Source organism: Nocardioides zeicaulis (genome assembly GCF_042432345.1).
GTDB lineage: Bacteria > Actinomycetota > Actinomycetes > Propionibacteriales > Nocardioidaceae > Nocardioides > Nocardioides zeicaulis.
On the sequence record NZ_JBHLXH010000001.1, the window covers coordinates 895,131 to 904,109 of the forward strand.

The 8,979-nt window shown below is 72.8% G+C and carries 11 protein-coding genes; 3 read left to right on the forward strand and 8 right to left on the reverse strand.

What is annotated here, in order from left to right; all coding sequences use genetic code 11:
* Positions 1-45: 45 nt before the first annotated feature.
* Positions 46-1,278 (reverse strand): 4-hydroxyphenylpyruvate dioxygenase, encoded by a 1,233-nt coding sequence (gene hppD, locus ACFFJG_RS04450; protein ID WP_378517393.1) that lies wholly within the window; start codon positions 1,276-1,278, stop codon positions 46-48.
* An 81-nt stretch (positions 1,279-1,359) separates the two neighbouring features.
* Between hppD and ACFFJG_RS04455 the strand changes: the two genes are divergently transcribed.
* Positions 1,360-1,833, forward strand: coding sequence for an Lrp/AsnC family transcriptional regulator (locus ACFFJG_RS04455; protein ID WP_378517394.1), 474 nt, complete (start codon positions 1,360-1,362; stop codon positions 1,831-1,833).
* 14 nt (positions 1,834-1,847) lie between these two features.
* Here the strand turns inward: ACFFJG_RS04455 and ACFFJG_RS04460 are convergent, their stop codons facing one another.
* Entirely contained in the window at positions 1,848-2,363 is a 516-nt protein-coding gene (locus ACFFJG_RS04460; RefSeq protein ID WP_378517395.1) for a PaaI family thioesterase, read from the reverse strand.
* A 55-nt stretch (positions 2,364-2,418) separates the two neighbouring features.
* On the opposite strand from ACFFJG_RS04460, the gene ACFFJG_RS04465 reads away from it, so the two are divergent.
* Positions 2,419-2,916, forward strand: a complete 498-nt coding sequence (locus ACFFJG_RS04465; RefSeq protein WP_378517396.1) for a winged helix-turn-helix transcriptional regulator — start codon at positions 2,419-2,421, stop codon at positions 2,914-2,916.
* A gap of 10 nt (positions 2,917-2,926) precedes the next feature.
* Here the strand turns inward: ACFFJG_RS04465 and ACFFJG_RS04470 are convergent, their stop codons facing one another.
* From ACFFJG_RS04470 to ACFFJG_RS04485, 4 genes are all read right to left on the reverse strand, one after another.
* Positions 2,927-3,562, reverse strand: a complete 636-nt coding sequence (locus tag ACFFJG_RS04470; RefSeq protein WP_378517397.1) for an IclR family transcriptional regulator — start codon at positions 3,560-3,562, stop codon at positions 2,927-2,929.
* Positions 3,563-3,626: 64 nt separating this feature from the next.
* On the reverse strand, positions 3,627-5,405 hold the full coding sequence (locus ACFFJG_RS04475) for a DEAD/DEAH box helicase (RefSeq protein ID WP_378517398.1): 1,779 nt from the start codon (positions 5,403-5,405) through the stop codon (positions 3,627-3,629).
* Entirely contained in the window at positions 5,402-5,677 is a 276-nt protein-coding gene (locus ACFFJG_RS04480; protein ID WP_378517399.1) for a DUF3039 domain-containing protein, read from the reverse strand. Before ACFFJG_RS04480 ends, ACFFJG_RS04475 begins: the two co-directional genes overlap by 4 nt.
* Before the next feature lie 71 nt (positions 5,678-5,748).
* Positions 5,749-6,303: a YqgE/AlgH family protein gene (locus tag ACFFJG_RS04485; RefSeq protein WP_378517400.1), complete on the reverse strand. Its 555-nt coding sequence runs from the start codon at positions 6,301-6,303 to the stop codon at positions 5,749-5,751.
* 62 nt (positions 6,304-6,365) lie between these two features.
* On the opposite strand from ACFFJG_RS04485, the gene ACFFJG_RS04490 reads away from it, so the two are divergent.
* Positions 6,366-7,016, forward strand: a complete 651-nt coding sequence (locus ACFFJG_RS04490) for a TetR/AcrR family transcriptional regulator (protein ID WP_378517401.1) — start codon at positions 6,366-6,368, stop codon at positions 7,014-7,016.
* Here the strand turns inward: ACFFJG_RS04490 and ACFFJG_RS04495 are convergent.
* The gene (locus ACFFJG_RS04495) at positions 7,000-8,007 is read right to left on the reverse strand and encodes a DUF3048 domain-containing protein (protein WP_378517402.1); all 1,008 of its coding nucleotides are present in this window, start codon (positions 8,005-8,007) and stop codon (positions 7,000-7,002) included. The genes ACFFJG_RS04490 and ACFFJG_RS04495 overlap by 17 nt on opposite strands.
* Before the next feature lie 105 nt (positions 8,008-8,112).
* On the reverse strand, positions 8,113-8,688 hold the full coding sequence (locus tag ACFFJG_RS04500) for a C40 family peptidase (protein WP_378517403.1): 576 nt from the start codon (positions 8,686-8,688) through the stop codon (positions 8,113-8,115).
* Positions 8,689-8,979: the final 291 nt, after the last annotated feature.

The window sequence follows — 8,979 nt, forward strand, 5'->3', positions numbered from 1 at the left end:
GGGTGGACCACCGCTCGAGTCAGCTGAGGATCTCGCCGCTGCTCGTCACAGGTTGCCGCGCTTGTCCTGCTCGCGCTCGATGGCCTCGAAGAGCGCCTTGAAGTTGCCCTTGCCGAAGCCGAGGGAGCCGTGGCGCTCGATGAGCTCGAAGAACACCGTCGGGCGGTCGCCCAGCGGCTTGGTGAAGATCTGGAGCAGGTAGCCGTCCTCGTCGCGGTCGACCAGGATGCCGCGCTTCTGCAGCTCCTCGATCGGGACGCGGACCTCGCCGATGCGCGCGCGCAGCTCCTCGTCCTCGTAGTAGGAGTCGGGGGTGTTGAGGAACTCCACGCCGTTGGCGCGCAGGGCGTCGACGCTGGCGATGATGTCGCCGGTGGCGACGGCGAGGTGCTGGGCGCCGGGGCCGCGGTAGAACTCCAGGTACTCGTCGATCTGCGACTTCTTCTTCGCGATCGCCGGCTCGTTGAGGGGGAACTTCACCCGGTGGTTGCCGTTGGCGACGACCTTCGACATGAGGGCGGAGTAGTCGGTGGCGATGTCGTCGCCGATGAACTCGGCCATGTTCACGAAGCCCATGACGCGGTTGTAGAAGTCGACCCAGTTGTCCATCTCGCCGAGCTCGACGTTGCCGACGATGTGGTCGAGGGCCTGGAACAGCCGCTTGGGCTGGCCCTCCTTGTTCTGGTAGCGCGGCTCGACGGCGACGTAGCCGGGGAGGTACGGGCCGGCGTAGGTCACGCCGTCGACGGTGCGCTGCACGAGCGTGTGGCGGGTCTCGCCGTAGGTCGCGATCGCGGCGATGCGCACGGTGCCGTGCTCGTCGGAGACGTTCTCGGGCTGGCGCAGGATGGTCGCGCCGGCCTTGGTGGCCTGGGCGATGCACTGGTCGACGTCGGGCACCTCGAGGGCGATGTCGACCACGCCGTCACCGTGGCGGGCGTGGTGGCCGACCAGGTCGCTGTCGGGCGAGACCGCGCCGCTGAGGACGAACTTGATCGAGCCCGACTTGAGCACGAACGACTTGTGGTCGCGGTTGCCGTTCTCCGGGCCGGAGTAGGCGATGAGCTCCATGCCCCAGGCGGAGGCGTAGTAGTGGGCGGCCTGGGTGGCGTTGCCGACCACGAAGCAGATCGCGTCCCAGCCGGTCACCGGGAACGGGTCGGACTCGGCGTCGTACTCCACGAGGCCGACGAGCTGCTGGAGCTGCTCGAGGGAGAGGTCGGCCTTCATCTCGTCCACGGTCAGGGCGCCACCGGTCGAGGCGATGTCAGTCGTCATGGGGCGAACCCTGCCGACTCCCGGCAAGGTGTGCAACAGTACGTCGAAAGGCTGGGCACATTGCACAGGAGATGACGGCTCATGGACGAGATCGACAGCAAGGTGATCGAGATCTTCGCCAGCGAGCCGCGGCTCGGCGTGCTGGAGGCCAGCCGTCGGCTGGGCATCGCCCGGGGCACGGTCCAGGCCCGGCTCGACAAGCTCGCGGCCGCAGGCGTGATCACCGGCTGGGGTCCCGAGCTCTCGCCGGAGGCTCTCGGCTACCCCGTGACGGCCTTCCTGACCCTCGAGATCCGCCAGGGCTCGGCCGAGCGCGGCGGCCACGACGCGGTCGCCCGTCACCTGGCCGGGATCCCCGAGGTGCTGGAGGCCTACACGATCACCGGCGCCGGCGACATGTGGGCGCGGGTGGTCGCCCGCTCCAACGCCGACCTCCAGCGGGTGATCGACCTGGTGCTGACCGAGCCGGGCATCGACCGCTCCACGACCGTGATCGCGCTGGCCACGCAGATCCCGCACCGCGTGGTGCCGCTCGCGCTCGCGGCCACCGACTGACCCGCGCCGGGGACTCACTCCCCCAGGCGCATGATCAGGCAGGTGGAGGTCGCGTGGGCCACGAGGCGGCCGGCCTCGTCGCTCAGCTGTGCCTGGGCGAGCGCCGTGCGACGCCCGCGGCTGATCACCGTGCCCTCGCACGACAGCAGGCCGGAGTCGACCGTGACCGGGCGCAGGAACTTCACGGTGAGGTCGACCGAGGTGTAGAGCTCGCCGACCGCGAGGGTGCTGTGCACCGCGCAGGCGGCGGCGGTGTCGAGCAGCGTGGAGATCACACCGCCGTGCACCGTGCCGAGGGGGTTGTAGTGGAACCCGGCCGCCGGCATCTCGACGACCACCCGCCCCCGCTCGGCGCGCAGGTCGCTCATCCCCAGGGTGGCCATGATCGGCGGGGGCGGGAGCTCGCCGGAGCGGATCGCGTCGAGCTGGCCCAGGCCGTCGAGCTCCATCAGCCGGGCGAGGTCCCCCTGGCCGGGCGTGGCCCAGGTGACGGTGCGGCTGTCGGTCTCGAACGGCTGGGTCTGCGTCATGGACCCAGCAGACCACCCCTTGCTGGGTCTGTCAACGAGACCTAGGGTGGCGGGCATGAGCAGCCCCGCCCCGACCGGACCCGCCGCCCTCGCGTGGTCCACCGACAACTGCACCGTGGGCCGGGCGATGGAGGTGCTCGGCGAGCGGTGGACGTTCGTGGTGCTGCGCGAGGTGTTCAACGGCGTACGCCGCTTCGACGACATGCGCCGGCACTCCGGGATCCCCCGGCAGGTGCTCACCAACCGTCTCGCGCTGCTCGTCGAGGCGGGCGTGCTGCGGCGCGAGCCCTACCGTGAGCCGGGGCAGCGCGAGCGGCACGAGTACCGCCCGACCGACAAGGGCTTCGACCTCTACCCCGTCCTGGTGGCGGTGCGCGCCTGGGGCGACCGCTACCTCGCCGACGCCGAGGGCTCACCGGTCGAGTTCGAGCACGTCGGCTGCGGCGAGCAGGTCGACGCCGTGCTCCGCTGCCGCGCGGGGCACGAGGTCACCGGGCGGCGCGACGTCGCGACCCGCCCCGGCCCGGGCGTCCGGCCCTTCGTGGAGGCCTGACGACAGGCGCTCAGCGCAGTCGCTCGGCCACCAGGCGGGCCGCCTCGATCACCTGGGGGGCGACGGCGTCCTCGTCGATCGACGAGGCCAGGGTGACCACGCCGACGCTGGCCCGGAGGCCCTCGACACCACGCACCGGGGCCGCCAGCCCCCGCGCCCCGCTCTGCAGCTCGCCGCTGGTGACGGCGTAGGGGGTCTCGGAGTCGTCGAGCAGGGTGATCGCCTTGCCCGCCGCGCCCTGGGAGAGCGGGTGGCGGGCGCCCACCCGGTAGGCGACGTGGAAGTCGGTCCAGGTGGGCTCGACCACCGCGAGAGCCAGCGCCTCGTCGCCGTCGGCGAAGGTGAGGTGGGCGGTGGAGCCCAGCGACTCGGCCAGCGAGCGCAGCACCGGCATCGCGAGGTCGCGCACGAGGGGCTGGACGGCGCTGGCGAGCTGGAGCACGCCGAGCCCGACGAACAGCCGCGACCGGGCGTCGCGACGGACCAGGCCGTGCTGCTCGAGGGTGCTGACCAGGCGGTAGACCACCGTGCGGTTGACCTCGAGCCGGCCGGAGAGCTCGGTGATGGTGAGGCCCTCGGGGGTGTCGGCCAGGACCTTCAGGGCCCGCAGCCCGCGGTCCAGGGTCTGCGAGGTCTCCGAGGGCATACGAGGACCCTAGCCGCGCCCGGGTCGGCGCCGCAGCGTACGGAAGGACCGTCCGGTCCGGCCGTCAGGAGGACTGCCGCACGGCCCACTCGCGGATCCGGTTGATCCGCTCGTGGAGCTGCTCGGCGTTGGCCACCGCTGCGGGCGGGCCGCCGCACTCCTTGCGCAGCGCGTTGTGGGTGATGCCGTGGGCCTGCCCGGTGCGGTGGTGCCAGGCGGCGACCAGCCCGTTGAGCTCGCGTCGCAGCACGCCGAGCTGCTGGTGGGTGCTGAGCTGCTCCACCGAGTCGACGACGCGGTCCTCGACACCGCTCGCCTTCTGCTTGCGCGCCCGCTCGCTCTGCCGCGAGTGCAGCAGCTCGCGCACCTGGTCGGGCTCGAGCAGGCCCGGGATGCCGAGGAAGTCCATCTCCTCCTCCGAGCCGACGTGCACCTCGCCGGAGTGGCCGAACTGCGCACCGTCGTAGAGGACGTGGTCGAACGACGCGGTCGAGCCGAGGGCCTCCCACGACATCTCGAGCTCGCCGGACGCGCCCTCCTCGGCGTTGGCCGCGGCGAGGAGGTCCTCCTCGGCGGCGAAGATGTCGTCCTCGTCGGTGACCTTGCGCCCGAGCACGTGGTCGCGCTGGGCCTCCATGTCGGAGGCGAACTCCAGCAGGTGGGGCGCCGACGGCAGGAACACCGTGGCGGTCTCGCCGCGCGAGCGGGCCCGCACGAAGCGGCCGACGGCCTGGGCGAAGAACAGCGGGGTGGAGACGGTGGTGGCCCACACCCCCACGGCGAGCCGCGGCACGTCGACGCCCTCGGAGACCATGCGGACCGCGACCATCCAGCGGTCCTCGGAGGCGGTGAACTTCTCGATCTTGCGCGAGGAGCCCTTCTCGTCCGACAGCACGACGGTCGGCGACTCGCCCGAGACCTTCTTCAGGATCGCGGCGTAGGCGCGGGCAGACTCCTGGTCGCCCGCGATCACCAGGCCGCCGGCGTCGGGCACGTGGCGACGCACCTCCGACAGGCGCCGGTCGGCGGCCTCGAGGACCGCCGGGATCCACGACCCGCGCGGGTCGAGGGCGGTGCGCAGCGCCTGGGCGTGCATGTCCTTGGTGAGCGGCTCCCCGAGCCGGGCCACGACCTCGTCGCCGGCGCGGGTGCGCCACTGCATCTCACCCGAGTACGCCATGAACAGCACGGGTCGCACGACGTGGTCGGACAGCGCGTGGGCGTAGCCGTAGGTGAAGTCGGCGGCCGAGACCGGCACGCCGTCGTCGCCCGGGGCGTACCGGACGAACGGGATCGGGTTGATGTCGGAGCGGAACGGGGTGCCGGTCAGCGCCAGGCGCCGGGTGGCGGGGTCGAACGACTCCCGCACGCCCTCGCCCCACGACATCGCGTCACCGGCGTGGTGGATCTCGTCGAGGATGACCAGCGTCTTGAACCGCTCGGTGCGGATCCGCATGGCGAGCGGGTTGACCGCGACGCCGGCGTAGGTCACCGCGATGCCGACGTAGTCGTCGGACGTCTTGCCCTTGCCCGCGCTGTAGGTCGGGTCGATCGGGATGCCGGCGCGCGCGGCGGCCTCGGCCCACTGGGTCTTGAGGTGCTCGGTCGGCGCGACGACGGTGATCCGGTCGACGACGCGACGGCTGAGCAGGTCGGCGGCGACGGTCAGCGCGAACGTCGTCTTGCCCGCCCCGGGCGTCGCGACGGCGAGGAAGTCCTGCGGCTGGCGCGCCTGGTAGAGGTCCATCGCGGCCTGCTGCCAGGCGCGGAGGGAGGGCGCGGTGCCCCAGGCGGCCCGGTCGGGCCACGCGGGGGGCAGCGGCGCCTCGGGGCGCCCCGTCACGCCTCGGGACCCGAGCCGTCGTCGCCCTCGCCGGGCTTCATCGACTCCCAGATCTCCTTGCAGTCCGGGCAGACCGGGAACTTCTCCGGCGCCCGCGACGGGACCCACACCTTGCCGCAGAGCGCGATCACGGGGGTCCCCATGACCATCGCCTCGGTGAGCTTGTCCTTGGGGACGTAGTGGGAGAACCGCTCGTGGTCGCCCTCATCGGTCGGGACCGTCTGACGCTCTTCGACCGTCTGGCTGCCCGGGGAGAATCCGATGGTGCTCATGATGGACGATCCTAACGCGGACCGGTCCGTGCGCCGACCTCGGCGACATCGTGGCGGGCCCGGTCGGGCGGCTAGTTGAGGTCGGGGTCGACGGGTCGGTTGACGTGCCAGGCCAGGGAGCCCGGCTGGCGGCGCATGACGGCGCGCCACAGGTCGGTCGGGTCGAGGAGGAAGGGGTCGGAGGGCTCGCCGTCGACGACGTACCAGTCGCCGCGCTCGACCTCCCCGGCCAGCTGGTGGGCGCCCCACCCGGCGTAGCCGGCGAAGACCCGCATCGACTCCAGCGACCCGTCGACGAGCTCGGTGGGGGTGTCGAGGTCGACCATGCCGAGCTGGCCGCGCACCTGGCGCCACCCGACCGGCGCGTCGTCCTCGTCGCGCAGCCACGCCACGGCCAGGGCACCGTCGGTGCCGACGGGGCCACCGCGGAAAAGCACCTCCGGCTCGACGACGACGTCGCGCCACGGCTCGAGCACGTCGGCGACCAGCACCTGGGAGGGTCGGTTGAGCACGACGCCCAGGGCGCCCTCGTCGGTGACGTCGAGGAGGAGCACGACGGTGTCGACGAAGTTGGGGTCCTGGAGCGCGGGGGTGGCCACCAGGAGGAGACCCGACGCCGGCTGCATGCCCACCACTATGACCGATCGGTGGCAGGGACACCCACGGCGGCGGCGCCTAGGGTGGCTCGATGACCACGCCCGGCGCGACGCCCGCCCCGCGCCGGCCGCGGTGGTCGCCCTCGACGAGGGACGCCCTCGTGGAGGTCGCGGAGCGGCTCTTCGTCGAGCACGGCTACGCCGCCACCTCGCTCGACCACGTGGTCGGCGGCGCCGACGTCACCAAGGGCGCGCTCTACCACCACTTCAGCGGCAAGCAGGCGGTCTTCGAGGCGGTCTTCGAGCGGGTCGAGCAGCGCGCCACCGCCGCGATCGCCCACGCCACCGACGGGGTGGACGACCCGTGGGCGAGGGCCGGGGCGGGGCTGCGCGCCTTCCTCGACGTGGTGCAGGAGCCCGCCTACCGCCAGGTGGTCGTCGCCGACGGCCCGGCCGTCCTGGGCCGCGACCGGTTCCGCGAGCAGGAGGAGGCGTCGACGTACGCCCTCGTCGACGACGTCGTCCGCTCGGTGCTGGCCGCGCCGCAGTGGGGGCTCGAGGACGAGCTGCTCGACACCTTCACCCGGATCTTCTTCGGCGCCCTGTCGGCCGCCGGCGTGGCGGTGGCCGCGAGCCAGGACGCCGCTGCGGCCGCCGCCCGCACGGAGGCGGCCGTCGGGTTCATCCTCACCGGGCTGCGCGAGCAGCTGGAGGCCGGGCGCGGCCCTACTTCGAGAAGCTGACCTCGCCGTTGACCGCCGGCACCAGCTCGACCCACGTGTGGCCGGCGGGCACCGTGAGCTCGCCCGCCTTCGTGCTGAGCTCGATCTGGCCGGTCAGGCCGTCCTTGGACCAGGTGCCCTTGACGACCCGGCCGCCGTGGAACAGCAGCGCGGCGCCGGTGCCCTCGAACTTGGTCTCCGGGACGGGGTAGCCCGCGGGGTCCTTGTAGCCGGCGTCGCCCACCTTGACCCGCAGGACCAGCACCGAGTCGGCCGGGAACTGGTCGTCCTGCGCGGCGTAGGAGTCGGTGTTGACGTAGCGCCCGCCCTGGAACTGCCAGGTGGTGCTGTGCGCGCCGAAGTCGGCCGTCAGGCTGGTGGCCTTGCCGCCCTTGGGCAGGTCGGCCTCGTCGCCCCACGGCAGGTAGTCGGCCGGCTCGCCGTCGGCCTTCAGCCGCTTGGAGATGTCGGCGAGGTGCGCGAAGAGGTTGTACGGCGCCGAGCGGGTGTTGTCGCGGAAGACGCCGGCGGCGCCCTCGGTGATCCACGGGATGCCGGCGGCGTTGATGCGGTTGATGGTGATCTGCGCCGCGCCGCTGGTGACGACCGTCGCGCCCTCGGGGACGATGCTGATGTCGCTGGCGCGCATCGAGCGCACCGGTCCGACCGTGACCGGGACCTTGGAGTAGTAGAACGCCGCCAGGCGGGTGTAGCCGCCCTCGACGAGCTCCTCGACGACCATGTCGGCCGACCCGAGCCCGATCTGCGGCGAGCTCGACGGGGTGTTGTCGACCTTGGTCACCACCACGGGGTGCTGGGGCGCCTTGCCGGTGCGCTCGAGGCCGGTGAGCGGCCAGAAGACGGGCTCCGGAGGCGCGCTGGTCTCCGCGGAGGACGGGGCGGAGGACGACGGGTCGCTCGCGGGAGTCTCCTCGTCGCCCCCACCGCACCCGGCGAGGAGCAGCGAGGCCGCGACGAGCGCGGCGGCGGACACGTGAAGGCGGTGACGCACGGGGTGACTCCGATCGGAACGGGGGTTGCTGCCCAGCAAGTGTGCGGGCGCGCCTTCCCCGATCGGGGAAGGCGCGCCACAGGGTAGATCAGGGGGCCGCAGGGCTCAGCGTCGGCGCAGCGTGCCACCGAACCACTGGCTGGTCCACGGCACCCCGACCTGCACGCGCTGCCCCGGCGAGGGTGCGTGCAGCATCAGGGCGTGGCCGTGCGACCACCGCAGGAAGATCGCGGCGTGGTAGACCCCACCGCTGCCGTAGAAGAACATCAGGTCGCCGGCACGCATGTCGGCCCTCGCGACGCGGCGGGTGAAACCCGCCTGGGCGGCCGAGGTGCGCGGCACCGGGAAGCCGGCGCGTCGGAAGCTGTAGTAGACGAGCCCGGAGCAGTCGAAGCTGTTGGGCCCCGCGGCGCCGTAGGCGTAGGCGTCGCCGCGCTGGCGCATCGCGGTGTCGCGGGCGCCGAGGACGCGGGTGTTCACCCGCCTCGCGGCACGCCGGGCCTCGCGCCGACGGTCCTTCGCGGTCTGCTTGCTGGTCGGGCTGGTCGGGCTGGTCGAGCTGGCGGTGCTGGTCGTGCCGGTGGCGGCGGTGGCCGCCGGGGCGACGAGCGTCGAGGCGGCGAGGCCGGCACCGGCGAGGGCGAGCGCGCAGGCTCGCGCCGTGCGAGGGGTCGCAGGCATGGAGGGTCCTTTCCCACGCCTGTGAGGTGAGCTGTCGGGCTGGAGCCGGAAGGTGCCCCGCCGCCTGGTGGCGGCTTCGCCCCGAGCCGACGGCACACGCGGGTGGCGTGCGCGTCGGCGGTGGAACCTGTGGGTCCCCCACTCCTGCCCTCGGTGATCTCGGGGGTACGTCCCGGCCGGGCAGGACTCGGCGTCGTCCGGGACGGTTTCATTTGTCGTCGGTCGGCACCGGCAGGCGGCCCGAGCCGGCCTGGGGTCATCGACCGCCGTCCAACGTGACAGAACACCTCC

Bases quoted from the DNA above. Each gene is read 5' to 3' on its own strand.
- hppD (WP_378517393.1), bottom strand. From the start codon at position 1,278: ATGACGACTGACATCGCCTCGACCGGTGGCGCCCTGACCGTGGACGAG.
- ACFFJG_RS04455 (WP_378517394.1), top strand. From the start codon at position 1,360: ATGGACGAGATCGACAGCAAGGTGATCGAGATCTTCGCCAGCGAGCCG.
- ACFFJG_RS04460 (WP_378517395.1), bottom strand. From the start codon at position 2,363: ATGACGCAGACCCAGCCGTTCGAGACCGACAGCCGCACCGTCACCTGG.
- ACFFJG_RS04465 (WP_378517396.1), top strand. From the start codon at position 2,419: ATGAGCAGCCCCGCCCCGACCGGACCCGCCGCCCTCGCGTGGTCCACC.
- ACFFJG_RS04470 (WP_378517397.1), bottom strand. From the start codon at position 3,562: ATGCCCTCGGAGACCTCGCAGACCCTGGACCGCGGGCTGCGGGCCCTG.
- ACFFJG_RS04480 (WP_378517399.1), bottom strand. From the start codon at position 5,677: ATGAGCACCATCGGATTCTCCCCGGGCAGCCAGACGGTCGAAGAGCGT.
- ACFFJG_RS04485 (WP_378517400.1), bottom strand. From the start codon at position 6,303: ATGCAGCCGGCGTCGGGTCTCCTCCTGGTGGCCACCCCCGCGCTCCAG.
- ACFFJG_RS04490 (WP_378517401.1), top strand. From the start codon at position 6,366: ATGACCACGCCCGGCGCGACGCCCGCCCCGCGCCGGCCGCGGTGGTCG.
- ACFFJG_RS04500 (WP_378517403.1), bottom strand. From the start codon at position 8,688: ATGCCTGCGACCCCTCGCACGGCGCGAGCCTGCGCGCTCGCCCTCGCC.